Below are 25,135 nucleotides of genomic sequence, written 5' to 3' on the forward strand. Positions count from 1 at the left end.
CGACTATTTCTTCCCATGGCTTTCAAATCGTGCAGCTATTTTCTTTACACTAACATGAGTGAGAAGAGGTTTTTTACTAACTGGAAGTTTAGAATCGGAACTTGCTGTTATGGGGTTCATTTTAGATCTTTTATTTCCTACCGGAAATGAGTGAGATTGGGAAGCAGTTTTTTGCGATGGTGCAGGATCTTTCTTCATACCGATATCTGCTTGTGTTGCAGGGGTGGCTTTGCTCTTAGCAGCTTGGTTTTGCTCAAATTTTCCTACTGTTAACTTTACTCTACCGTCCTTCTTGCTATTTACTTTTTCTTTTATAATAACCGCTTTTACTTCTGATGCTGCTTTATCAGCAGATTTTTTCAGGATTGGTTTACTTTTAGCTGATTTTTGCGAAGTCACTTCTACTATTATTGGTTTCGTGCTCACTTGTTGATCAACAATATCTAGCCTTTTAGGATTTGACAGTATTTCAGATTTATCTTCTTTAGTTTCTTGCCTAATTTCTTGATTGGTAGCATTTAGCGCTGGTGGATCTGGAGCCTGTCTCTTTTTATATCCTCTTCTTGCTCCTGCATTTTTCTTAGGTTTCGTTTTGTGAGTTGGCTCCTTTTTAGCTAACTTTGAGTCTTCCGAACCTTTTGTTGAAGATTTACTACTTTTCTCTTGATAATTTGATATTTCCTCACGTCCAGACTCTTCACTTAATGAACTTTCATAGCCCGAATCTTCAGGAGATACATTCTCTATTTCTGGTTTAAAGTGTACCTTTTTTGAGGCAGTAGGAGGTGGCGGAGGTGCTGTTGTTGGCCGTTTTATTCTCTTCATAACTAATTTTCCTACCGGCTGTTTTCCTTCTTGCAGCTTAGGAGTATCTTCCTTCTGCTTTGATGTCGTTTTATTTTCCGTGCTTACTTCGTATGATTTATGTTCTTTATTGCTTTTTCCACTCTGCTTTGAATCTAAAATTTCTTTAAGTCCTTTCTTGAATAGATTAATTGTACTTAAAATATTTGTGTATTCGGCTGCTTTTTCTATAGTGAAACCTGATAATTCATCACCAATAAAATTTTTTATGTCATTATCATTAGTTGGAATATCTTTTCCCAAGACTCTATCTAATATCCCTTTTAATGTTCCAATAAAACCGGGTGGCTTTGTGCTCAAAGGTTCTACATAATTATTCAAGTCGCTATATATAACAAATTTGGCTACATCTTTTGCTTTGTTTGTAAAATTCTTCAGAGCTTGAGATAAATCTTTCAGTGTTTCATCATATTGTTCATTAATTTTTTTTGTATCCTTCACCTTTATGACTCTTATCAAAGAATTGAGATTTTTATCATAATTGTCACTTTTAAGTAGATCACTCATACCAATTACTGTTTATTGTTTACTTAAATATCAATTCAAAGTATTAAGAACGAGTAAATGTTATATGACTTATCCTCTGACTCATAAACGCTTGCGTTCCTTAATGTGCAAAAAAAAATTCAATAATCTTCAATCAGCAATAGTATAGAAATCCAAAAAACAAGTAGTTAACACTGGAATCTAGGAATTATGATTGGGCACAAGTTGATGAGTATAGTTGTTTTATGTTGAAATACAGCATTTATGGAAAGATTAGATGTCAGTCTATAATGACACCCTTTCTGGAAAACTGGGATTACAGTGTTTGTATAACTTAATAGTTAGAAACTAAAGGAGTTCTTTTTTAAAAAACTTAAGTTATACTCATAAGTGTTTGATACTTTTGTAGTGATTATGTCCAGTTTTAAAAATAACTCCTGTTTTTATGGCGATAATGTCGAATTTGTGGAAGAAATTTATAGCCGTTACTTGCAAGGCGATAAATCAATTGGAGAAGATTGGTACAGAATTTTTTCGAGCAATTTAGAAGTTAATAAAGCAGAACCCTGCAGAGCACAGAATGAAGCTAAGGCAGATGCTGATGATTTAGCAAATTTTTTCAGATTTTATGGTCACTTTTTTGCAGACTTAAATCCATTATCACCGAATTTAAATAAGGAAATAGATTATCAAACATACTTGAATCTTTCTCCTACAAGTGACACTAGAATCTACAGAGATATTTACTGCAAGAATATCGGTTTTGAATTTATGCATATTTCCTCTTATGAGGAAAGAGTTTGGCTGCAGGAGAAAATTGAAAATCAGGTCTATACGCTAAGCCCTCAGGATAAAAAAGAAATACTAAGGCACTTGATTGAATCTGAGATGTTCGAGCAATTTCTCCATATGAAATTTCCTGGATATAAGCGTTTTTCTATCGAAGGTGGGGAGTCAGCCATTGTTGCAATTGAAAGAGTTATTAGTGATTCTGCAGCTTTTGGTATTGAAGAAATAGTTCTTGGTATGGCCCACCGAGGACGGCTCAATGTTCTAACCAAAGTGATGGGAAAAGATTATGCGGCAATGCTGTCTGAATTTCAAGGTAACCTTGCATATCCAAGTGTTCTTGAGGTGTCTGGTGATGTAAAATATCACCTTGGTTACTCTTCTGATCGAGCACTTGCGGGTGGTAAAAAAATACACTTAAGTTTATGTCCTAACCCATCTCACCTTGAGGCGGTAAATCCGGTTCTAGCTGGTAGAGTAAGGGCAAAACAAAATACGAGATCTGTGCTTGGAATATCAATTCATGGTGATGCAGCTTTTATCGGGCAGGGAGTGGTTGCTGAAACCCTGACTTTGAGCAACATTGAAGGTTATAAAGTTGGTGGTATCGTGCATATTGTCATCAATAATCAAATTGGTTTTACTGCGAATCCTCGTTGTGGACGCTCTTCTTTTTATTGTACTGATGTAGCAAAATCGATAGAAGCTCCAATATTTCATGTTAATGGAGATAATCCAGAAGCCGTGAGTTTTGCCGCGAGTTTGGCAATGGAGTATGTGCAGAGATTTAAAAAGGATGTGGTGGTTGACATAATATGCTACCGCAAATATGGCCATAATGAAGGTGATGAACCAAATTTTACTCAGCCACTTATGTATAAAGCAATATCAAGGCATAAAACTCCGGGAACAATTTACGAAGAGAAGCTGGCTGCAGAGAAAGTCCTAATTAGTGATGAAGTAAGTAAATTGCGCAGCGAATTTAGGGTAAGGTTGGATAAAAGTCTTGCTGAGTCAGTGACTTACACTCCAAAAAAAGCTGATTGCTTTGATGGAGTGTGGTCGAAATTGAGAAGAGCAAAGTTGAACGATTTGAGTGAATATTATACGGAATCTGGTGTTTCACCAGATGAGCTAAAAAAATTAGGTGTACACATAAATAGCAATATTCCAAGTAGTTTTAATCTCAATAATAAAGTGAGGAAAATACTTGATGGCAGAATAGAAAGTATAAGTTCCGGTAGCAACATAGACTGGGCCACTGGTGAAAGTCTTGCATTTGCGTCATTGCTTGAAGAAGAAATAGGAGTGCGCTTGTCAGGACAAGATTCTGGTCGTGGTACCTTCTCGCACCGTCATTCAAGGCTTGTTGATCAAGTAACGGAAGAAGACTTTATTCCACTAAACAACATAAGTGAGAAGCAAGCTCGCTTTGAAGTTATAGATAGTGCACTATCTGAGTATGCTGTGATGGGTTTTGAATATGGATATAGCCTTGACTCTCCATATTCACTGGTGCTCTGGGAAGGGCAATTTGGTGATTTTGCAAATGGTGCGCAAATCATGATCGACCAGTTTATTGCATCAGCAGAAACAAAGTGGTTGCGATCAAGTGGTCTAGTTTTACTTTTGCCTCATGGTTATGAAGGACAGGGGCCTGAGCATAGTTCTGCTCGTATAGAGAGGTTTTTGCAACTCTGTGCAGAGGATAATATGCAGGTGGTTAATTGCTCTACTCCTGCGAATTATTTTCATGTTTTACGCCGACAAATTAATCGAGATTTTCGTAAGCCTTTAGTGGTGTTTACACCTAAATCACTATTGCGTCATAAAAGCGCAGTTTCTAACCTTTCTGACTTTGAAGGAAAATTTCTTACGGTAATTCGAGAGTGTAGAACAGGTTTAGTTGCAAGTGATAAAATACGTAAAGTTGTAATATGTAGTGGTAAAGTTTATTACGACATAATTGAAATGCTTGAAGCACAAAAAATAAACGATATAGCAATAGTGCGTTTAGAACAATTTTATCCATTCCCGGCCGATAAACTAAACAATGAACTCGAAAAATATAAGAACGCTGAAATTATATGGTGTCAAGAGGAACCAAAAAATATGGGAGGATGGTTTTTTGTTAATCCGTTAATAGAAGAGGTTCTATCTAATCTAGACACTCAAGCAAAAAGGCCTAAGTGTGTTGCAAGACCCGCTGCTGCATCTCCTGCATGCGGTTATGCTAATGTCCATGCTCAACAACAAGCAGAAATTTTGAAGCAAGTTGTGCAGGGTATCTAGCACAATCTTGCAGATATTGAAGCGAAACCTAGCAAGCGAACATTGTTCTTAATACTTGGCACTGCAGCCGGGTGCGATAGAAAATATATCACAACAATCAAACTGCTTGTATACTCATGCAAATATAAAAAGACTTTATTTTTTTAATCAAAGCTTAATATTTGTTAACTTTTTCATTTATTTTTCTTAATATAGTTAATATTAACTATATTAAGATATATATGAATACAGAAGTATTTGAGAGGTTAATAGGGCAAACTAGTCTACGCAGCAATAGTAAGGCTGAAATCATACAATTAAATAGAAGCGAGAAAGCTTTTATAGATGAGGATAAAAAGTCTATCGAATTGGCTAAGGCTATTTTTGCAGAAAATAATATGTTTCGTTTTTGTAAACCAGGTTCTACTACAGATTACATTTTGCACAAACTAATAAATGATAAAAAGCTTCTAGAGGAAATGAAAGATAGAGGTACAAGTATAATACGTCTTTTTTCTTTGCTATCAATGTATCGTAATCTTCCTGATTGCTATGTTGTGAGAAAAGAAGGGTGTATTACTGAGTTTGAAATACTTACTGATGTTAACGAATGTTTAGAATCAGTACGTTTAGAAGACTTTATACTTATTGAGTCTGCTTTGTACCTAGAGTATATTTTGTTTGACAATGATGATATCATAAATAGGTTAGCTGAAGACTTGACTGAAGATAAAACAAAATTAGATATTTTCCTAAATGGAATTTTAGCAATGAAGAATTCGGATTTAGTATTGTCTTGTATTAACAAAATACAAGGGCTGAATGAGGAAGCTAGAAATTATGTTAATCGCTTACAGGAAAAAAACATGCTAGATAAAATCTTAAATCAAGATGATACAACGCTTGAAAAATTAGCTCTAAAGGAGTTATTAAAACTTTCTGTTTTACAGGAAAAAGAAACCACTAAATTAGAATCTCCTCAAATTTCAGGTGTAGAACATTGTAATGGGCGACAGATTTTAAAATATGCTGAGGCTCATTCAAATATGAGCCTTAGTATTGCTTAACTTTTATGGAGCATACTTTAACTTATTTCACTTCTACCAAGGGAATATTGTTCCAGCTATTGCTGCCATAGTTATCAATAGAAGCGTTTAGGTAATCTTTATCAAATCGTACTGGTACATCAAATTCGAAGCTTGCGGTGATTATTGTACCTTTTGCTGGTGGTTTCATAAATGCTATTTCTCCAGTTGAATAATTCACTGAATATTTTTCTGTCTTTTCACCATCTAGGTAAATTTTATTGTATCATGCACTGGCTTTTTAATAGTTCGTGTATGCTTGTCTTTTCCACTTATGTAAGTTTTCATCAGTTGAAAGATTGTTTTTTTATCGTCTCCTATGCCAATTCTTGATTGATAACTGTAAAGTCTGACCAATCCTTAAAGCGAAACCCTATAGCTTTACCTTTTCGTGCCTGAAAAATGTTATGAGTTCTGTTAGCTGCTCGTTTAACCTAACTCCATAAGCTATGTTATACCTGGCACGTGCACGAGACCGATTAATATTGCGCTGCTCACAGCCATTATGAGTTGTTACAATGTCAGTGGAAAATTCCGTCCTCCAGTGGAACCATAAGATATATTTTCTGGAAATCTAATTTCTGTGAATGACATATTTCCTCCTGTAAAAATAAAATTGAGATGTTTTAGCTAAAAAAAAGTGTGATTTATGCAAGTTACAACAAACATGTAATAGTATCTAGAAATCTAGATACTATTAAAAGATGAAGTAAATGTAGGGTTAGTGAAAAAAGAAATCAGTAATATTATTACTACGCAGAAGGTTGTAATAATGGTGTCTTTTCAGACATTTCAAATTCTTGCAGAAGTGTTGATATCGCTCCAGCTTGTTTACGATCATGATCTAAGAAATATATAATTAGTCCAGCAGCTATGCTAACAAGAGGAGATGCTATGATTGCACCTAATATAGCACTAGGAAAACTTACTACATCACACTCTGCTGCAATGCATGCACACAATCCAAATGCAATAAAAGCAAGAAGACTGACAGCAAATGTACGCCCTAAAGCATCATATATAGATCTTCCTTCTTTCAATTGAGCTTGGTCTTTCATACTTTCAATTAGTTTTGTTTTTGTATCTCCTTGAGCCAAATCTAATGGAGTCTTACCATCTGTATTTTTGATTAGACAGTTTGCACCACACTGCATAAGAGTCGGTATATCGTTAGGTTTATTATGGAAAGCTGCGTAGTGCAACAACGTATTTCCTTCATTGTCTTGAAAATTTAGTAGTGTATCAAGTTCTTCATATTGATCTATCGACCCTTTATTCCATATTGTCTCATTTAAATGCTCTATTACATCTTTTAGTGATTGCTTATTAGAATTTTTTACAAAATGAAGCAGAATTTCATGTATTGCCACCTTTTTTATAGCCTGTGAGCATTGTAAAGCATATCTAAATATTTCTGTATTAACAATCACTTCATTTTCTTTAAGAGCGGTCTTTAAATCCTCGATCGTCTTTCGACCATCTCTTATTTCAAGAGTTACTAAATATAAATCTGTGTTACTAGTCATATGACTCTCATAAATAATGTTAACTTATTGAAAATATAATAAATTATACTAAAAACTAAATAAATTAATATACTAATTATTTCAAAAAGCCTTTACTTTTGACTCAACGTCCATCTTTATCTCCTGTAAAAATAAAGTTGAGCTGATGTAGGAAAGAGCTTAAGCTTTTGAAGCTACTTTATCAATCAGGCTATAAATTTTAAATCCCGTTTCTTCTAGAAAAGTATGAGAAATATTTTCCTTTCTCTCACTTTTGAGTTCATGAATGTCGTTATGACTTTGCATTAACTGATATACACAAACACATGCAACAACTAAAGTCACTCCAGCAAGACATGCTAAAGGAATTGGTTGAGTAAAAACAGCAGCTATAGCAGATGCTGTGAATACTATAGCTGTTATTACAGCAGCTATGCTATAAATAGCCTCTTTCATGTAACTATTGATTAATTTCTTTTGTATTTCCTCTTGTTGATGAGTAAAAGTAATTACTGTATCTGTATGAATTGGCTCACCAGCGCTGGTATTAATTCTCTCTTTTTGTGTTTCATGATCTTGCACAATTGCTGATTTGCTAGTTCTGATATTATATTGTTCTTCTTGCTCTGATTGATCAGAAGCAGGAACTTCTATCACCTCACCAAAGATTTCTTCATTAGAAATTGGTTGACTTTCTGTTATATCTTCAGAAATTTCACTTAGGAGTGGCACAAAATTCCTCATGTAATTCACTACTCCTACAGTTTTTTTTTGCTACTATCTATCTCTAGTTGATTGAGATTTATATCTTGTATAAAAACTTCTGGATCATCATCATGTGCTGTAATTTTAGTTACCGTAACTTTTTGACTATCTTTCTCTATTGAATAAATATAAAGTTACACTTTGTACTTGTCGCATATCATTCTACCTTCAATGTTTGGACGACCCCATATAGGTGCGTCGGCTGTATGTGTATTAGTAATACGCTCTAAATATATTTGTAGAAAGACTTTGCGTCGTCTTGCTTATTAAGTCCATTTTCACTTATTACTTCTCCATCCGGATCTTTTTTAGGTACAAAATACTCTCCATTATCTTTTATTACTGCTTTATAGACCCAAAAACTTGGCCTTCTATTTTTGCTAGCATAATCTGCACAATCTTTTCTTAATGATTTTGCAGTAAAATGATGGCTGAGTATTAACTCGTTCAATCCTTGAGCCACACAGTTAAAAAAGCAATCTCCTGTCTTTATAGCAGCTCCTATTTTTAGCTTTTCAGGATGAGCGCTCTTTAGATCATGCAACAAATCACTTGATTTTTTTTATTTTCTTTGATTTGTTGAAAAAGAGCAATTGGCTCTCTTACATAGTTAGAATCTCTCATATTGTAACTCCAAAATAATTATTGTGTTTTAGTAGATTAATCAGCCTAGGAAGGCTAATTACTTAAGGTCGTGCTATGTTGCAAGCAAACACCAGCTATTCTTCTTGAACTAATATGTAGCACATACATATTGTTACTTAGTATATCTTAACTATACTCAAACTCTCTTATGCTACCAAGTAGGGAATTTATTAATCTTTTAACTCATCCACTTTTTTGCGTAGCACATTTAAATCAGTTGCTCCTACAAAAAGACTATCTCCAATTATCAAAAAAGGTGTACCGCCTACTCCTAAATTCCTTACTAAAAGTTTGCTGTTGTTTATCATTTGCTCAATTTTGTCTGCATTATTTTTCATAGAGTTATTAAAATCGTTCTCGTTAATCCCTATATTTTTCACTATACCTAATATAGTTTTATCTGAAAATTCTCCTCTGTGATCTAGTGCAGCATAGTGAAAGTCTAAGTACTTTTCTTTATCGATAAAATAAGTCGCTAAAGCACCTTTTGCTACCTTTAAGGAGTTGTTACCAAGTATTGGAGCATCCCTAAAGATATATTTAATTTTGCCATCATTGATCAACTGTTTTATGTCATTCTTTATTGCCTTACAATAGCCACAAGAATAGTCAAAGAACCCTACAGCTATGACATTGCTATTTTCGTTTCCTGAGTAAGGATAAGTGGAGTCGAATATTTCATTTTTATGCTGAGAAATTTTATTTTTGGTTGCATTAGCATAACTATTTTTAGCTGACTCTTCCTGGAGAGTTTTTATGATCTTATCAAAATTTTTACTGATGTAGTTATCTAATCTCTCACTTATATGGTCATCGTTTAAGATTGGATCGTTTAAGATTGGACTGGGGTGTGAAAGCCAATTGTTTATTACTGGTAAACTTGCTACTGCAAATATAAAAATCAATAAAAATAATATTTTAGACATACACTTACTTAAAGAATACAAATACTAAAGAAATTCTCAATGTTAAAACATTTTTATCAAGAAATGCAAACTTTATATATGTTATATCAGAGAATCTGGTGATATTAAGTAACGAAAACTTGTGTATAATAAGGCATTTGAAATTTAAGCAATCCTTACCTCCACGTATAACAATTGTAACCGCGGCAGTAAAAAGTTGATTATTTTATAACCGCCGCATGTAATGCTGACAAACACGGCGGTAAATTATATGAGAGAACCAATAATTGGTAGAGAGAAAGAAATAGCCACTCTAGAAATAAGCTTCTTTCTCAATCTGCTGAGTTTATTGCAATTTACGGTCGGCGTCGTGTGGGTAAGACATACCTAATAAAACAATTTTTCAGTAAGCATGCCGATATTGTATTTGAACAGACCGGGCTTAATGATGGTACTCTGCAGGAGGAGCTTACAATTTTTACATAGTCGTTATCACATACTTTTTATAAAAGTGCAAGGATGGCTTTGCCTAAAAACTGGATGGATGCCCTACAACAACTCACACTTGCTGTTGATCACAATACGCATGAAGATGAGCAAGTTGTTTTATTTTTTGATGAGTTGTCATGGCTCGCGGCAAGAAAATCTAGTTTTCTCAAAGCATTGGAATATTTTTGGAATACACATTGGACATATCGAAAGAAACTTATCTTGGTTGTACGTGGTTCAGCAGCTTCTTGGATGTTGGAAAACTTAATCTATAGTAAGGGGGGGATTATATAATCGTATTACTGCAAGGATACCTTGGCAGCCTTTTAACTTACGTGAAGCTAAAGAGTATCTGAGATATTTAGGGGTTAATCTTAACCACCAACAAATACTACAGATCTATATGGTTATGGGAGGAATACCACATTATCTCAAAGAAGTAAGTAAGGGGCTATCAGCAACACAAAACATTAATATGATCTGCTTTCAGAAGGATGTTTTATTATTTGATGAGTTTGATATGCTATTTCATTCTTTATATAAAGAACAAGAAGCGTATCTAAGCATTATTCGTGTAATTGCAAAAAAAAGCCAAAAGGAATCAGTAGAAAAGAATTGATAAAAGCAACTAAAACAACGGAAGGTGGCCGCTTAACTGCTAAATTAAGGAGTTTAGAAGAAGCAGGATTTATTGATGGTTTTTTGCCACTGAATAAGGGAAAAAGAGGAGTATATTATAGGGTAGTTGATGAATATATATTATTTTATCTAATATGGATTGAGCCGTTTAAAGAAGTAACAAAAAGAGCGATAATAAGTGATGTTCATTACTGGAAATTCGCGATAAACAAACCAGTTTGGCTAACATGGATAGGGCAAACATTTGAAGCGGTGTGTTTTAAACATGCCAATAAGATTAGAAGAAAATTAGATATAGAACATATAGGAGTCATATGTGGAGATTGGCAACATCATCCAGAGAAGAACAGTAAAGAAAGTGGTGCTCAGATTGACTTAGTTTTTGATCGAGAAGATGGGTGTACAATGCTCTGTGAAATAAAATATAGCGATAAACCTTACCCAATAACAAAGGAATTTATTGAACAATTAAAAGGAAAGGAGGCGGTTTATAGAGAAAGAACAAAGTCAAGGAAACAGAATTGGGTACTAATTGTTGCAAATGGAGCTCTTGAAAATCAATATCTAAAAGATACGATACATCATGTGATTACACTAGAAGATTTGTTTTAAGTAATTTTAGATTGCGTCTACAATATTTGTGCAATTGCAAATTTTAAGTTAAAATTAGTAGTAATGTCGTATGAACGGTATATAGGTATTTTATTTAGTTATAATAATGAGGTTTTTAAAAACTGTCCTTGCATTGTTAGTATTTTTCATGTCTACTATAGCTGAAGCAAGGTGGAGCAAGTACGAAGATGCTTCTGTCGAGGTTAAGTTTTCTAATGTTAACATTAATGTTAATAGAGATGGTACCTACGAAACGGAAGTTGAGCTTCAAGCAAAAATACTCAAGGAGTCTGGGCGTGATAGATTTTCTCTGTATAGTTTAATCTACAATGATGATAGTGCAGATTTGACTGTTTTAGAAGCTAAAACAGCTTATAACGGAGAGGAATATATAGTCACTGAAGACGTGATAGAGGATAAACCGCTAGCTAGTCCTAGTAAAGGCTTCGATCAGCTAAGGCAAGTAACCATACCATTTCCCAAAATAGAAATTGGCACAGAAGTATATTTAAGGTATAAAAAAGTTAACAAAAAGGTTCCTGTCGATAATTTTTATGGCTTGAGCCTTTCTTATTATGGGGATTATTTACAAGCAGATAATACTAAAATCAATTCTGAATTGCCCCTGAAGATTAAAGTTAATGATCCAAGAGAAGTATTAGAAATCGCTGAGGAAAAAAATGATGATATACACTCTATAAGCATTGCTTTGAAGAAAGCAGTTTATGAAAACACAATGAATGAACCACATAATGGAATATTGAATATTAAACACAACACTTGGGTATCACTGTCGAGTCTATCTAAATGGGAGGATTTGGCTAAAGAATTAGCTCCTGGGTATCATAGCGTCATTAATCAGCCACTTCCTGCAGTTTTTGAAGTCATAGCAAAATCTGCTGCTGATAAGAATAGTGATGAAGATAAGATCAATGCTGTTACTTCTTTATTGAATGAAAAAGTTCAATACATGGGAGATTGGCGCACAGTCTCAGGAAAATATTTTCCACGAGATTTAGAGAAAATTGCTGATTCTCAAGTCGGGGATTGCAAAGACTTTTCTGCGAGCACGGCTGCTGTTTTACAAGAACTTGGTTATAAAGTTCAACCTATTTTAGTTATGAGAGGAACTACTAGCACTTCTAATCCTGAAGCATTACCTAATATTGGTAATTTTAATCATGTGATGCTCAAAGTAACAAATAAAGATGGAAAAATATATTGGATTGATCCAACTAATACCGTAAGTATGGCACAGGGTATTTTTCCAGACATTGCTGATAGGAACGCTCTAGTACTCAATTCTGAGGAAGCAGATTACATAAAAATTCCTGCTGTACAAGCTGAAAATTCAAAAGTGATATCTCATAGTGAATTAACTATAGAAGATAATGTCGTAAATGAATATGGCCGGCTTACCGTACAAGGGGAAGCAGCCCTAGGTTTAACAGGGGTTGGATTGTATTATTCAAATGAGCAACTAAGGGATTCTGTTTTTCATATGATTAGTGGGGTATATCTTGATGAAGAAGAAAAGAAGTTCTTAGAATTGCCTGACCTTACTTTACGTAATGTAGAAGATCTTACAATCAAATATGAGTTTCAGCAAAAAAATAAGATTTTTAAGACAAATCTAGGACCTGCTTTGAATTTAGGAGATAATTGGCTTAATGATGTTGTCAATACAGCTTCTGACCAAGTGTCAGACCTTTTTATTGGTGTTCCTCAAACTAAGGAAAGCCATATGATAATAAAAGATATCAAAATTAAAAACTGTGAAAATTTGAATTTTGAAATAGATTCTCCCTGGTTATATGTAAATAGGTTCTGTAAATATAAAAATGGTGGAACCGAATTTAGCAATTTAATAACCATAAAGAAAAGCTTTATTACCAATGAAGAATTAAAGACTGCTGAATATAAAAACTTAAAAAGCGAATTGGAGAATGATTTTTCTAGAGCCTCTATAATAATAAGTGAATGAGTTGTGCTGGAAAAAGCACTTCTTAAAAGGCTTAAAATTTTTAAAATATGTACAATAACTTACGCGACTTCATCAGAGCATTAGAAGAAAAAAAAGATCTAATTAGAATTAAAAAAGAAGTTTCAACTATTCTTGAAATGACAGAAATTCATCGTAGAGTTTTGTCAAACAAGGGACCAGCTATCATTTTTGAAAATGTTATCACAGAAAATGGCAAAAATTCAATTCCCGTTTTAGTGAATTTATTTGGTACTATTGAGAGAATTGCATTCGGACTTGGTATAAATTCTGATGAATTAAGGGATCTGGGTAAACTTCTGGCGTTTTTGCGATCACCTGAGCCGCCAAAAACCTTGAAAGATGCTGTGAAAATGTTTCCTCTACTAAAAGTTGTATTGTCGATGCGGAGCAAAGTTGTGAGTAAAGCCCCATGTCAAGAGGTGGTGCTAACTGGGGATAAGGTGGATCTTAGTTTGCTACCTATTCAGACATGCTGGCCAAACGAGCCTGCACCGCTTATCACTTGGCCACTTGTGGTAACAAAAGGACCAACAGCAGACAAGCAAGATAATTTCAATCTTGGAATATATCGTATGCAGCTTGTGAATAAAAAAACGACTCTCATGCGCTGGCTTGCACATCGTGGTGGTGCAGGTCACCATAAACGGTGGAAGGAGAGGGGGCAAAATATGAAGTTTCCTGCGGCTGCTGTGATTGGTAGCGATCCTGCAACGATTATTGCTGCGGTAACTCCGGTGCCGGAGACTTTATCAGAATACCAATTTGCCGGACTGCTGCGAAAAAAACCACTTGAGCTTGTAAATTGTAAAACTATTCCTCTTCAGGTTCCAGCTCATGGAGAAATTGTTTTGGAAGGATATGTAAGTTTGGATAATTACCAAGATGAAGGGCCATATGGAGATCATACCGGTTACTATAATGCTGTTGAACAGTTTCCTGAGTTTAACATCACTGCAATTACAATGCGCAAAGATCCAATTTATCTCAGCACTTTTACTGGCAAACCACCTGATGAACCATCAATTCTTGGTGAAGCACTCAACGAAATCTTTGTGCCGATTCTCATCAATCAGTTTCCGGAAATAGTAGATTTTTATCTGCCCCCAGAAGGTTGTTCATATAGAATAGCGGTAGTGTCGATAAAAAAGGCTTATCCAGGGCACGCAAAAAGAATTGTTATGGGCACACTATCTTTTCTCAAACAGTTCTTATACACGAAATTTATTATAGTTGTCGATTATGATATAAATATACGTGATTGGAAAGAGGTGATGTGGGCAATGTCAACAAGAATGGACCCTGTGCGTGATACAATTACGATAGAGAATGCCCCAATTGATTATTTAGATTTTGCTTCCCCTGAAAGTGGTCTCGGAGGTAAAATAGGGTTTGATGCAACAAACAAACTTCCACCTGAAACCAAACGAGAATGGGGAAGAAAAATTGAAATGAGCGAGGAAATAATAAAGAAAGTTACAGAGAAGTGGAAGGAATATGGGTTGACAGATGATTAAACTATGATGTAGACTACCGCCGTGTATTTAGGTGTGGTTTGTGAGGCTTTTATATCTTTTATTTTTGTCAGCGTGTTTTTCTCTGTATTACTATGTGGATCCTACATTCTCGCCTTGCCCAAAAGCAATAGTTTGCTTCTCACCTGAAGAAGACTGTGCTGTACCGATAATCAGCGAGATAGACCAATCTAAAGAATCTATCTTAGTTCAAGAATATACATTTACTCTTGGAACAGTTGCAAAATCTTTGATTAACGCCAAAGAGCGTGGTGTTGATGTTAAAGTCGTCTTAGATAAATCACAACTCCATTCAAAACATAGTGTCATAAGCGAATTGTTTTCAAATGGAATACCGATTTGGATCGATAACAAGCCAAAAATTGCTCATAACAAGGTAATAATTGTTGATAATCAAAAAGTCATCACAGGATCGTTTAACCTCAGTAAGACAGCTGAAAAGGGAAACGCTGAAAATTTATTAATTATTGAAAATTATCCTGAATTAGTCCAGCAGTATGTGAAGAACTGGGAAATACGAATGTCACAATCCTCTCAATATGCTCCCTAGATACTTGATATCAAAAAAGTCTTTTTATTAATAGATGTAATTTCTTGTGATATAATAAATTAAAAGGTTTTAAGGGGTAGGTAATGGATTACATAAATGATGCTGCTGATAGTTGCTGCCATTCATGATTTTTTTCAAAATAATGGTGTTGGAGATTACAAAGTTCAATGCAATTATGGTGGTGTACCGTATGCTACTGACGAATATGTACATTCTGGAGACAAATTTTGGAGCAATAATTTTATATACTCACATTTTGGAAGGGAAATAAAAATTTATCCTCAAAGTGAGCTTTTAGCTAAAGAGTATGCTGGGAATACACTACCGGTTTCAATATCACTAAACGAGGATCTAATAAAAATAAAAGAATGTCAGAAAAAAAACTAAATTTGTAGAACTAGAAGGGGAATCAGGTGATATAGTATATAATAAGCAAAAACATATAAAGTGCTATACGACAAAGTTATCATATGACGATGTTTCTGTTCATAATAAAAACAAATTTTCAATACTGAATATTAGATATGATATGCCAAATGATCCGAGGTACAGTTTAAACATAGCCTTCACGAAGGTTAATGATAATCAACCAGGGTTTTGGAAAAAATTTAAAAATATATTTTAATAAGGTAGCTTCTCAATCAGGAATATTCTGGTGGAAAATGAATATCTACTTAGTAATGAATTTGGTCAGTAGCTACTAAGTTTTTCCTATAGCTATATAACGAAGGTTTGCTGGTCTTACATTTGTTCTCTGCAAGACAAAAAATTCACATAATTGTACATAGTATGGAATAAATAAACTTTCACTATATTTTTCGATTAAACTTACCTTTTCTCTATTGAACAGATTTCGTATTAAATCTTAAGTTCAACGCACCTAAATATATAAGCATTCCCAGCAAAATCATAGGTATAGAAAGAAATTGTCCCATAGTTAAATTGAACCATAAATAGCCAATTTGATAGTCTGGCTCGCGGAAAAATTCAACCACAAAACGTGCTATTCCATACCACATAACTGCAATACCAGTTGTTGCACCGTAATATAGTTTCACTCTACTCAAGAAAAACAGTGAATTTGCAACTACAAAAAGTAGCGCTCCTTCAAAAAATGCCTCATAAAGTTGGCTTGGATGGCGCAATAAATTATCACCATTTTCTGGAAATACCATACCCCACGGCATATTTGTAACCCTGCCAAATAACTCTCCATTTATAAAATTACCTATGCGGCCTAGAAGTAAACCTATCGGAACTCCACAAGAAATTAGATCCAGTGTGTAAAATATAGGAATGTTATGTCTTCTACAGGAGATTATTACTGCAAGCAAAACTCCTATAGCACCGCCATGAAATGACATACCTCCTTCCCAGGTCTTTAGTATTTCGATAGGATTGCTTATATAGAGAACTGGATCATATATCAATACGTACCCAAGCCTACCTCCAAGGATAATGCCTACAATAACGGCTGTTAATAACGAATCGTAAAAATTCTCAGTAAATATTTTTTGATTGTCTAGCTTATGTAAATACCAATAAGCAAAAACTATACCCAAAACATATGCTAAAGAGTACCAATATATAGAAACAGGACCGATGCTAAAAATAACTGGACTTAAAGACATATTTTACTACAAATTATTCTTATACAATCTACTTTTCTCACGTTCCCACTCTCTCTGCTTTATGGTTGCTCTTTTATCATAGAGTTTTTTTCCTTTCACAATGGCAATTTTAGTCTTTGCCAACCCTTTATCGTTAAAATAGATAGAAAGTGGCACAACAGTTATTCCAGAGGTTTTAATTTGACCAATGAGCTTATTTATCTCTTTTTTATGCAAAAGGAGTTTTCGTTCTCTTTTTGGCTTGTGATTCTTTTGGTTTGCAGCTTTATACTCTGCGATATGCATATTGTTTAGCCATATTTCACCTTTTTTTTCAGTAACGTAAGCATCAGAAATGTTTGCTTTTCTTTCCCTGAGTGACTTCACTTCACTACTTAAGAGGATCATACCTGCTTCAAATTCTTCTAAGATAAAGTATTCAAACCTTGCTTTTCTATTTTCTGCAATAACTTCCATATCTAAAGATATCTTTAAGCTTCAATATATTACAGAACTTTTGGTTTAATTCATAACAAAACAATTATCTCAGTAAATGCAAATTTGGTTAAAAAAGCTCCAATCTTCCTGCAAGTGTAATTTGTCCCACTCTTCCTACTGCCATTTCAGTCCTAGGACTAGCATTGCCTGACAAAGAACTTATCACATCTTTGCAGCCCCATTCAATAGCAAAGTGTAAAGGAGCATATCTATTATTGTTCTGTTTACTAACATATGCCCCACTTTCAATTAAAATATCTCTTATACTTTCATGATCGCTAGCAAAATGCAACAATGTAGTTTCTACGGGATCTAGATCACTATGTGTAGTGAATATATAATTGATATTAAATCCACTATCTTTCCGCCTCCGTAAATCAATTCTTTCTAATTTTATTTTTATTCGTTCAACTATGTTGTTCTTGCTTAAACCTGAAGTATCATTTATTTCTTCAAGCATTTTTAGAAAATCATCAAGCGTCATAATCTCCACTACTTATTAAAATAACTTGGTTACTATGTTCTTTGACACAAAAATCAAGAACTTTTTATTTTCCTAAAAAATCATTTAAGTTATACTCCAAATCATGAAAGTCAGACAAAATATTAAGTTTTTTTTTCTATCATTTGTGATTTTGTTTTCTCTATGGATTACATTGTCTGGTTATTTTGAGCCTTTTTTTATTCTCTGTGGAGTATTTTCTTCTGTGTTCACATTGATTATATTTAAAAGGTTAATTGATGCTGAAAGTGACCTTAGTCAAATTCTAAATGATAGTGGTAGGCTGTCACTTTATCAGCTTATAAGTTATATGCCTTGGCTAATTTACCAAATTATTTTTTCAAGTATTTATGTAACAAAAAAGGTGCTACGATTCAAATCTACAGTTGAGCCAATTGTTATTGTAAGAGAATGCATAGGACATAATGATAAGACTATTGCATTATTTGCTAACTCGGTTACGATTACTCCTGGAACTTTAACTATCAATGTTGAAAAGAAGCAGAAAAAATATTTATCTACCATATGTTTGATAGATAAAGATCTTGAAAATGGCATTTCTGAAATAGAAGGTAAAGTCTTAAAAATGCTATACCTAGTTAAGTAATTGCTTTAAATAAGTTAACAGCATCTCTGTATTCTCTTCTTAAGCTCTCAAGCATTTCTTTTGGAAGGCTATCAATAACAGTAGAACATAAATAATTGTACAAATCTTCTAGCCTTGATATGTTATTTTTCTTCTTGCTGTTGAATTTGTACGGAAAAATGCCCTGCATAATTTCAATATCAACAACCTTATTTAAAAATGCATTTTCACTTGTTATGCTTATTCTTGTAAGTATAGTATTAATTTCAGGTTCATTACTCGTATAAATATCTGATAATTCTGCCATTTTAATGACGTATAAAGTTACTACTTTTGATAAACAATTATCAGAATATTCACAATTTTTTACTACCTCCCACTGAGTAACCTGAGACTTGCTTGTTTTTGCATTGCTTGGTAATTTATTCATTGAATTTTCTCCATCTAATTCAGTGTAGTAAATTATACTAATACTTTGTTAAATAAATAATAACGCAGCCATAAAAATATGCATTTATTTACCATAAATTGTATAATATTCCTAAAATTAAATGTTAAAGTTACTTCAAACTGAATGATTTCTTTAATTCCATATTATCCAGCAGTGTAAAATATTGCTACACAATAGTATTTATTCTAAAATAAAGTTGCCTTTTGAGATATTTTATTAATATCCGTTCTTACGGCTGTACTAAAATGAAAAAGATAAAACTCGGAATACTAATTTCAGGTAGAGGATCAAACATGCAGGCTTTAATAGAAGCATGTCAAGATCAGAATTTCCCTGCTGAAACTGTGTGTGTTATCACAAATAATAGTGAAGCTGGAGGCCTTAAAATAGCAAAGCAAGCAGGAGTTTCAGCATTTGTTGTTGAAGATAAGCCACTTGATACTGATAAAATTCATGAAATACTTATTCAAGATAAGGTTGATTTAATTTGCCTTGCAGGGTTTATGAGAATTATAAAGGCCAATTTCCTGAATAAATGGCATAACAAAGTTATAAATATTCATCCCTCTTTACTTCCGTCATTTAAGGGCCTAAATGCTCAGGAGCAAGCTCTGAAAGCGGGTGTAAAAATTACAGGATGTACTGTTCATTATGTTACTCCTGAAATTGATGCTGGAGCCATAATCGCTCAAGCTACTGTTCCAGTGTTACCAAACGATGATGTTCACAGTCTCTCAGAGCGCATTCTAGCTGAAGAGCATAAGTGCTATGTAAAAGCAGTAAGATCAATAGCAGAAGGTATTAACTACTTACCTTGAGCGTTTTTTCCAACTTCAACAAAAAATAAATTTTCAGGATTCAGTAAAGAACTTGCCAGCTTGTTTACTTTTTCCAATTGAACATCATTAATCATATTTTCATAATTATTTATATGGTTAATATCAAGATCATCTATCTGCATACTATCCAGTAACGTTGCTGTATTCGCATTATTGGATAGAAAAGAGAAGATAAGGTTATTTACTAAACTGGTTTTTGCATCCTTGAATAATTGTTCGTCAATTCCTTCCTCTTTTATTCTGCTAAATGTATCTTTTACTGCTGATATAGCTTTGCTAGCAGTGGAACTATCAGTACTCATAAATCCAGATATAATATTTCCATGCTTATTAGGAACATTACGTACACTAACACCATAAGTAATACCTAGATTTTGTCTCAACTCTTTCATCAGTATTGAGTTTAGACTCATACCACCAAGTGCATTAATCAAAACACTAGCATTATAGTAATTAGGGTCTTCATATCCTATGCCTTTTTGAGCAAAAAGTATTACACTCTGTGGTATATCCATAAAAACGCTCTTACTTTCTGCAGGCCCAAATTCATTTTTTATAGATACCTTCCTAACTTTAGATCTTTTTGATGGTAACTTAGATAAATATTTATCGAGCAGCGTACTAACCTCTTCTTTTGTTGCACAACCAACAATACTAATAACGATATTATCCTTAGTAAAACTACGCTTTATGTATGTTAAAACATCGTCTCTAGTAATGCTCATTATAGTGTCTAGAGTTCCATATGGATTTCTTGAGTAAGGATGTTTTTTGAATAACAACGTATCCAACTCTTTTGCAGCAATAAAATAAGGATCTTTTTTAAAATTATTAAAGTTTACTTTGGCTTTTTCAAAAACTCTATTCAATCCTTCAGGATCAACTTTAGGACGCATTATAGCATCACTTAGTAGTGAAATTGCATCCTCTAGATTCTCAGATAAAGTGTTTAATGAAACCCTAAATGCTTCTAAACCAGCAGTAAAATTTAAACTAATTCCTTTATCCTCAAGCTTTTTTACAAAAGCTTTGGCATCATTTTTTCCTGCTCCTTCTTGAATTACAAGAGAAGTAAACCAAGCAAGCCCCTGCTTTTCTGCACTTTCATACACGTAACCTGCATCTTTGAATGATATATTGAGTGAAACTTTTGGTAGATCACGTTTTTCAACAAACAAAAACTTAAGCCCTTTATTAGTAGTAACCTCATCTATATTTAGGTAGCTGCTCGCCTGCAAATTAAAGACTGGACAGAAAAAAAGTAGAAATACAAGTTTACTTATTCTTATCATAATTACCTCCTTTTGGTAACAAACGGCCGACTAATTTATTAGTAGAAAAAATAGTACGAATTTTGTGATTTACATCTTTCAGATTGACATCATTAATTTTGCTATATGAAATGTCTATTTCATCAAGTGGGATACCTAGTGCTAGACGTGGTATATAAAACATTGCTACACTAGTTAAATCAGATAGATTATCAAACTGTGCTGCTTTGTATTTAGACTTTGTGCTTTGCAACTCTTCGCTTGTTATTTCTTCAGAGGTAAAGTGATTAATAGAATTTTCTAACTCTCTTGCAACAGCATCCAAATTCACCCCGCTTTTTGGAGTTACCCGAATCTCAATATAACCATTACTAAAAGCTAAGCTATTATAATAAGCAAACACTTCTACTGCTACATTTTTATCTAGGACTAAATCTTTATATAGCTTGCTAGACTTGCCATTACCCAAAATATCGACTGCCAAATCAACAGGAAAAGTTTCACTTATTTGCTCAAATAAAGGAACACTATAGCGAAAGTATAAAACTGGCTCTTTTACTTCAGTGCTTTCTAAAATTACCGATATATCTGCATTATGTATTGAATCTTGGTTCGGATAATGCTTAACTACAGGCTCAGCTTTAATTGCACCATATTTTTCCTTTGCTAATCCCACTACTTCTTCAAATTCTACACCACCAACAACGAGGAGTATAGCATTACCTGGATGATAATAGTTATCATGAAACCTTGTTATATCATCTTGATTGTAAGTTTTAATATCGCTCTCCCAACCAATAACAGACCTACCATAGCCATTACGATAAAATGCACTGTTCATTTCTTCCCAGAGTAAAGCTTCAGGATTATTATCAAATCTCATCTTTCTTTCTTCTAGTACGATATTTTTTTCTCTATCTATTTTGTCTTGAGTAACATCAAAATTGCCCATTCTATCTGCTTCAATTTCCATTGCTATTGGTAAATCTTTTTTGAGAACTAATTCGTAGTAGCAGGTGTATTCTTTAGTGGTAAAAGCATTAAATTGGGCCCCAATGCTGCCCAAAGTGGATTCTATGTCTTTAAATTTTCCTGTAGTTTCAAACATTAAGTGTTCAAAGTAGTGAGCCAATCCTGCTTTGCCAATCGGGTCATCGATTCCCCCAACTTTATATATTATTGCATGAAAAACAGCTGGAATTCGGTGATTGGGTACTACATAAACATCCAATCCGTTACTGAGCTTAGCATGCTTTATGATTTCAGCTTCCAAAGAAATCGGACAAACGAAAAAAAACACAGATAGTATAAAAAAACTAAAGAATTTGCACAGCATTATTTCATTCCTCATTTTTCTTAGAGATAGACCTATCATATATATACCACTTATATAACAATGTACACATTCCACAAACTATAAATAGATCAGCTAAATTAAAGGCTGGCCAATACCAATCATTGATATGAAAATATATGAAATCATATACAGCGCCCCAATAGATTCTATCAATTACATTTCCGATCGCTCCACCAATTATCAGAGAAAAACTAAGGTAAATTGACTTATCATTAGATTTATATATCAAGTATGCAAGTATAGCAATTATTAATATTGAACATGCCGAAAAAAAGAAGCTGCCATGCGGCAGAGTACTACACATTCCAAAGCTAATTCCTGAATTCCAAACTTCAACTAATTTCATAAAACTAGTAATCTCGATTGACTCCCCCTCATCAATCAATGAGTTTATATACAATTTACTTATTTGATCGAATGATACTATAATCAATATAATAACTAAACATATCCTCTTCATAAGTTTATCTTTGACTGGTAAGCCTTCATTATATCACGATCTATCTGTTTTGTTAACTCGTTAATACTACGGAATTTTTTTTCTGCCCTAATAAATTTTAAAAGTTGTATGTCAACCTTAAAATTGTATACATTTTCGTTGAAGTCAAATATATGCATTTCTACTATAGGTTTTTTTAAGTCCTTAAATGTAGGTCTCATACCAATGTTGACTACTCCATATAGCCAACTTGAACTATTTTCAGAAAATGCAACTTTGGCGTAATATGTACCAAGCTTAGGTTTTATCATGTAATCTTCTATCGGAATATTTATGGTTGGAAACCCTATTTCTCTACCTCTACATGCACCTTTTGTTACAATACCAGAAACTTGATAAGACCTACCAAGCAATTTATTAGCAATTTCTATTTCGCCTTTTTGTAAACACTCCCTGATTGAGGAAGAAGAGCAAATTTTTCTATCGATTATCAATGGCTCTAATTTAGTTAAAGTATATTCATACATCTGAGAATATTTTTCTAGAGTCAATATGTTACCCAATCGTTTGTGACCAAAAGTACAACTTTCTCCAACAGTTATATGTTTAGCACCATACTTCTTTATCAAAATCTTACCAATAAAGTCATCGCAGCTAACCTCAGAAAAACCTCTACTAAAATTAATAATATACAAGTAATCTATACCATAGCTGCTGATTAGTTCCTTTTTTTGTTCTTGGTCTATCAACCTAAAATTGTTCCTACTAAATAAAACAGTTGATGGGTGAGGCTCAAAAGTTAAAACTGCAGAGGGTAATCCCCTTTCTTGTGCTACCTTCTTTAGATTGGAAATTGCAAACTTATGTCCTAAATGAACGCCATCGAAATTTCCGAAAGTTAGTGCCACATTATCTTTTATCCCTTGCTCACAGTTGTAAATAATTTTCATACAATTTGATATTTTATATATAATAGTTGTATTTTATAAACTATGGAGATAAATCGTGAAAAACACTAAAGGAAAAGTTGTAATATATGTGAAGAAGTATTGCCTATTCTGCAAGAAAGCAAAAGAGTTATTGGATGAAAAAGGTGTGAAATACGAAGAGGTTGATGTACTTAGAAACTCGGATCTGTTTGACAGTATAAAATCAAAATATAACGTCAGGACAGTTCCACAAATTTTTATTACTGATGAAAATGGTGATTATGTACATCACATTGCTGGATGTGACAAATTGATGGATCTTGAAAAAGAAGGAAAGTTGGATAATATGTTGAATAACAATGAAGATGGCATTAATGCAACAGCTTACACAAGCGGCAGTAATGCAACAGCTTACACAAGCGGCAGTGATGAACACGAGGGATGTAATGTAATACATAATGAAGATTTTGTGTGATTTTTGTCTTACTGTTGCTGACATACCCACTTTAAACAATTTTTAATGAATTAAAAATACAATTCATCTGGTGAGTTTTTTTAGTGGGAAAAAATGATAAAAAATATTATAATTGTTAGCAACAACTTAATTAGTATTGAATTAACTAATAAAGAAGATTTAGAGAGTTTCATCAAGATTTTCACAGTGCTTGATAAGCATGTAGCAGCTACAACTCTTTTTACAGAAGAAGTGAAAATAGAGTATAAACAACACAATCGCATAGAAGTTGTTGAATTGATAAGAGATACAGGTTTTACATATCATGATGTTGAGAATGTGTTAAATCACCTAAGTAATCATGGAATGAAAGTACCAAGTAGCGTTATAGCAAGCACCCTTTCTTCTTCATACAATCACGCACTTGAGTCTAAGGATGTGGCATTTGCCTGTTCTAAAGGGTTGCCACAATTTTACATCAGGGTAAATAAGAATACCTTTATAATGACTCCTATAAGTGAAGAGAATCTGGAATTGAATTCGCAAAATAGCAAAATGCTTATAGAGTCATTAAAGAGTGAAAAAAGCACTTATGAATGCATGGTGGAAGAAAATATCATCAAAGTTATAGTTCATTCTGAAATACATCAGGCTATAAACTCGATTATAAAATCACTGATAAAGTCTTGCCTTTTAGCAAGAGATGAAGAAGAAAAATTCAAAGAGAAATTGAGACAACTTGCTTTTAAAGATCAAGCTTTCCTTGAGTATTCTAGCATCAAAACCATTCATAGATATCCGAATAACCATCCTCTGAGAAAGCATGAAAGTGTTATTAAAGATATAGAAAATATTTTATGTGATTTCATAATAAATGAGAACAGCGGGTTTGCTATAGAGCGGTTAAATAGACTGGGCTCAGAAGTCTCTCCAAATACTCCAAGAATCATCACTAAAACTATAGATAAGCTTGTTAAGTTTCACTAAAATGTTGTTGGAATGGTTTTAGCTAATGTCTACATATATCTGATTTTACTGATTGAGTCGAGCAGTTGAG

General features: G+C 33.5%; 26 protein-coding genes and 1 pseudogene. 13 read left to right on the forward strand and 14 right to left on the reverse strand.

All coding sequences use genetic code 11. The features are described 5' to 3' along the window. Positions 1-3 precede the first annotated feature (3 nt). On the reverse strand, positions 4-1,371 hold the full coding sequence (locus wTKK_RS05140; protein ID WP_407512531.1) for a hypothetical protein: 1,368 nt from the start codon (positions 1,369-1,371) through the stop codon (positions 4-6). 393 nt (positions 1,372-1,764) lie between these two features. On the opposite strand from wTKK_RS05140, the gene wTKK_RS05145 reads away from it, so the two are divergent. Together wTKK_RS05145 and wTKK_RS05150 are read left to right on the forward strand one after the other, a co-directional pair. Beyond that, on the forward strand, positions 1,765-4,431 hold the full coding sequence (locus tag wTKK_RS05145) for a 2-oxoglutarate dehydrogenase E1 component (protein ID WP_407512808.1): 2,667 nt from the start codon (positions 1,765-1,767) through the stop codon (positions 4,429-4,431). 221 nt (positions 4,432-4,652) lie between these two features. Beyond that, entirely contained in the window at positions 4,653-5,477 is an 825-nt protein-coding gene (locus wTKK_RS05150; RefSeq protein WP_407512532.1) for a hypothetical protein, read from the forward strand. A 22-nt stretch (positions 5,478-5,499) separates the two neighbouring features. Here the strand turns inward: wTKK_RS05150 and wTKK_RS05155 are convergent. From wTKK_RS05155 to wTKK_RS05175, 5 genes and pseudogenes are all read right to left on the reverse strand, one after another. Beyond that, positions 5,500-6,089, reverse strand: a pseudogene (locus wTKK_RS05155) (TIGR02217 family protein). A gap of 158 nt (positions 6,090-6,247) precedes the next feature. Continuing rightward, a complete protein-coding gene (locus wTKK_RS05160; RefSeq protein ID WP_407512534.1) occupies positions 6,248-7,021 on the reverse strand; it encodes an ankyrin repeat domain-containing protein in 774 nt (257 codons plus the stop codon). Between the two features lie 159 nt (positions 7,022-7,180). Continuing rightward, positions 7,181-7,753 carry a hypothetical protein gene (locus tag wTKK_RS05165; protein WP_407512535.1) on the reverse strand — a complete coding sequence of 191 codons (573 nt, stop codon included), beginning with the start codon at positions 7,751-7,753 and terminating at the stop codon, positions 7,181-7,183. A gap of 238 nt (positions 7,754-7,991) precedes the next feature. Further along, a complete protein-coding gene (locus wTKK_RS05170; RefSeq protein WP_407512536.1) occupies positions 7,992-8,312 on the reverse strand; it encodes an OTU domain-containing protein in 321 nt (106 codons plus the stop codon). A 268-nt stretch (positions 8,313-8,580) separates the two neighbouring features. Next, the gene (locus tag wTKK_RS05175; protein WP_407512537.1) at positions 8,581-9,336 is read right to left on the reverse strand and encodes a DsbA family protein; all 756 of its coding nucleotides are present in this window, start codon (positions 9,334-9,336) and stop codon (positions 8,581-8,583) included. Positions 9,337-9,855: 519 nt separating this feature from the next. On the opposite strand from wTKK_RS05175, the gene wTKK_RS05180 reads away from it, so the two are divergent. The 7 genes from wTKK_RS05180 to wTKK_RS05210 all read left to right on the forward strand — a co-directional run bounded on the left by wTKK_RS05180 (position 9,856) and on the right by wTKK_RS05210 (position 15,529). Beyond that, complete coding sequence (locus wTKK_RS05180; RefSeq protein ID WP_407512538.1) at positions 9,856-10,098, forward strand: hypothetical protein; 243 nt, start codon at positions 9,856-9,858, stop codon at positions 10,096-10,098. 115 nt (positions 10,099-10,213) lie between these two features. Beyond that, positions 10,214-10,423 (forward strand): hypothetical protein, encoded by a 210-nt coding sequence (locus tag wTKK_RS05185; RefSeq protein WP_407512539.1) that lies wholly within the window; start codon positions 10,214-10,216, stop codon positions 10,421-10,423. Then, positions 10,420-11,055: a hypothetical protein gene (locus tag wTKK_RS05190; RefSeq protein ID WP_407512541.1), complete on the forward strand. Its 636-nt coding sequence runs from the start codon at positions 10,420-10,422 to the stop codon at positions 11,053-11,055. Before wTKK_RS05185 ends, wTKK_RS05190 begins: the two co-directional genes overlap by 4 nt. Before the next feature lie 148 nt (positions 11,056-11,203). Next, on the forward strand, positions 11,204-13,039 hold the full coding sequence (locus wTKK_RS05195) for a DUF3857 domain-containing protein (RefSeq protein WP_407512542.1): 1,836 nt from the start codon (positions 11,204-11,206) through the stop codon (positions 13,037-13,039). A 47-nt stretch (positions 13,040-13,086) separates the two neighbouring features. Then, complete coding sequence (locus wTKK_RS05200) at positions 13,087-14,574, forward strand: UbiD family decarboxylase (RefSeq protein ID WP_407512543.1); 1,488 nt, start codon at positions 13,087-13,089, stop codon at positions 14,572-14,574. 40 nt (positions 14,575-14,614) lie between these two features. Next, a complete protein-coding gene (locus tag wTKK_RS05205) occupies positions 14,615-15,142 on the forward strand; it encodes a phospholipase D family nuclease (RefSeq protein WP_407512545.1) in 528 nt (175 codons plus the stop codon). A 96-nt stretch (positions 15,143-15,238) separates the two neighbouring features. Beyond that, entirely contained in the window at positions 15,239-15,529 is a 291-nt protein-coding gene (locus tag wTKK_RS05210) for a hypothetical protein (RefSeq protein WP_407512548.1), read from the forward strand. A gap of 452 nt (positions 15,530-15,981) precedes the next feature. Here wTKK_RS05210 and lgt read toward each other — a convergent pair whose 3' ends face one another. The 3 genes from lgt to wTKK_RS05225 all read right to left on the reverse strand — a co-directional run bounded on the left by lgt (position 15,982) and on the right by wTKK_RS05225 (position 17,734). After that, positions 15,982-16,773, reverse strand: a complete 792-nt coding sequence (gene lgt / locus wTKK_RS05215; protein ID WP_407512549.1) for a prolipoprotein diacylglyceryl transferase — start codon at positions 16,771-16,773, stop codon at positions 15,982-15,984. Positions 16,774-16,779: 6 nt separating this feature from the next. After that, positions 16,780-17,229, reverse strand: coding sequence for an SsrA-binding protein SmpB (gene smpB, locus wTKK_RS05220; RefSeq protein ID WP_407512551.1), 450 nt, complete (start codon positions 17,227-17,229; stop codon positions 16,780-16,782). 88 nt (positions 17,230-17,317) lie between these two features. Next, complete coding sequence (locus tag wTKK_RS05225; RefSeq protein WP_407512553.1) at positions 17,318-17,734, reverse strand: hypothetical protein; 417 nt, start codon at positions 17,732-17,734, stop codon at positions 17,318-17,320. 103 nt (positions 17,735-17,837) lie between these two features. On the opposite strand from wTKK_RS05225, the gene wTKK_RS05230 reads away from it, so the two are divergent. Next, entirely contained in the window at positions 17,838-18,359 is a 522-nt protein-coding gene (locus wTKK_RS05230; protein WP_407512554.1) for a Na+/H+ antiporter subunit E, read from the forward strand. Here the strand turns inward: wTKK_RS05230 and wTKK_RS05235 are convergent. Next, on the reverse strand, positions 18,352-18,768 hold the full coding sequence (locus tag wTKK_RS05235) for a hypothetical protein (RefSeq protein WP_407512555.1): 417 nt from the start codon (positions 18,766-18,768) through the stop codon (positions 18,352-18,354). The two genes, wTKK_RS05230 and wTKK_RS05235, sit on opposite strands and share 8 nt — an antisense overlap. A 266-nt stretch (positions 18,769-19,034) precedes the next feature. Between wTKK_RS05235 and purN the strand changes: the two genes are divergently transcribed. Continuing rightward, positions 19,035-19,607, forward strand: coding sequence for a phosphoribosylglycinamide formyltransferase (gene purN / locus wTKK_RS05240; protein WP_407512556.1), 573 nt, complete (start codon positions 19,035-19,037; stop codon positions 19,605-19,607). Here purN and wTKK_RS05245 read toward each other — a convergent pair. Genes wTKK_RS05245 through ribF form a run of 4 tightly spaced genes read right to left on the reverse strand, consistent with a single transcriptional unit; the run spans position 19,595 to position 23,645 of the window. Then, positions 19,595-20,917 (reverse strand): M16 family metallopeptidase, encoded by a 1,323-nt coding sequence (locus wTKK_RS05245; RefSeq protein WP_407512810.1) that lies wholly within the window; start codon positions 20,915-20,917, stop codon positions 19,595-19,597. The genes purN and wTKK_RS05245 overlap by 13 nt on opposite strands. Next, positions 20,904-22,235: a M16 family metallopeptidase gene (locus wTKK_RS05250; protein WP_407512812.1), complete on the reverse strand. Its 1,332-nt coding sequence runs from the start codon at positions 22,233-22,235 to the stop codon at positions 20,904-20,906. Before wTKK_RS05250 ends, wTKK_RS05245 begins: the two co-directional genes overlap by 14 nt. A gap of 4 nt (positions 22,236-22,239) precedes the next feature. Then, positions 22,240-22,716, reverse strand: coding sequence for a signal peptidase II (lspA, locus tag wTKK_RS05255; RefSeq protein ID WP_407512557.1), 477 nt, complete (start codon positions 22,714-22,716; stop codon positions 22,240-22,242). After that, the gene (gene ribF, locus wTKK_RS05260; protein ID WP_407512559.1) at positions 22,713-23,645 is read right to left on the reverse strand and encodes a riboflavin biosynthesis protein RibF; all 933 of its coding nucleotides are present in this window, start codon (positions 23,643-23,645) and stop codon (positions 22,713-22,715) included. Before ribF ends, lspA begins: the two co-directional genes overlap by 4 nt. Before the next feature lie 55 nt (positions 23,646-23,700). Here ribF and wTKK_RS05265 point away from each other — a divergent pair, with 55 nt between their 5' ends. After that, positions 23,701-24,099, forward strand: a complete 399-nt coding sequence (locus wTKK_RS05265; RefSeq protein WP_407512560.1) for a glutaredoxin domain-containing protein — start codon at positions 23,701-23,703, stop codon at positions 24,097-24,099. Positions 24,100-24,192: 93 nt separating this feature from the next. Then, on the forward strand, positions 24,193-25,065 hold the full coding sequence (locus wTKK_RS05270) for a hypothetical protein (RefSeq protein WP_407512562.1): 873 nt from the start codon (positions 24,193-24,195) through the stop codon (positions 25,063-25,065). The last annotated feature ends 70 nt before the right edge of the window (positions 25,066-25,135 follow it).

The organism is Wolbachia endosymbiont of Trichogramma kaykai (genome assembly GCF_045765165.1).
Lineage (GTDB): Bacteria > Pseudomonadota > Alphaproteobacteria > Rickettsiales > Anaplasmataceae > Wolbachia.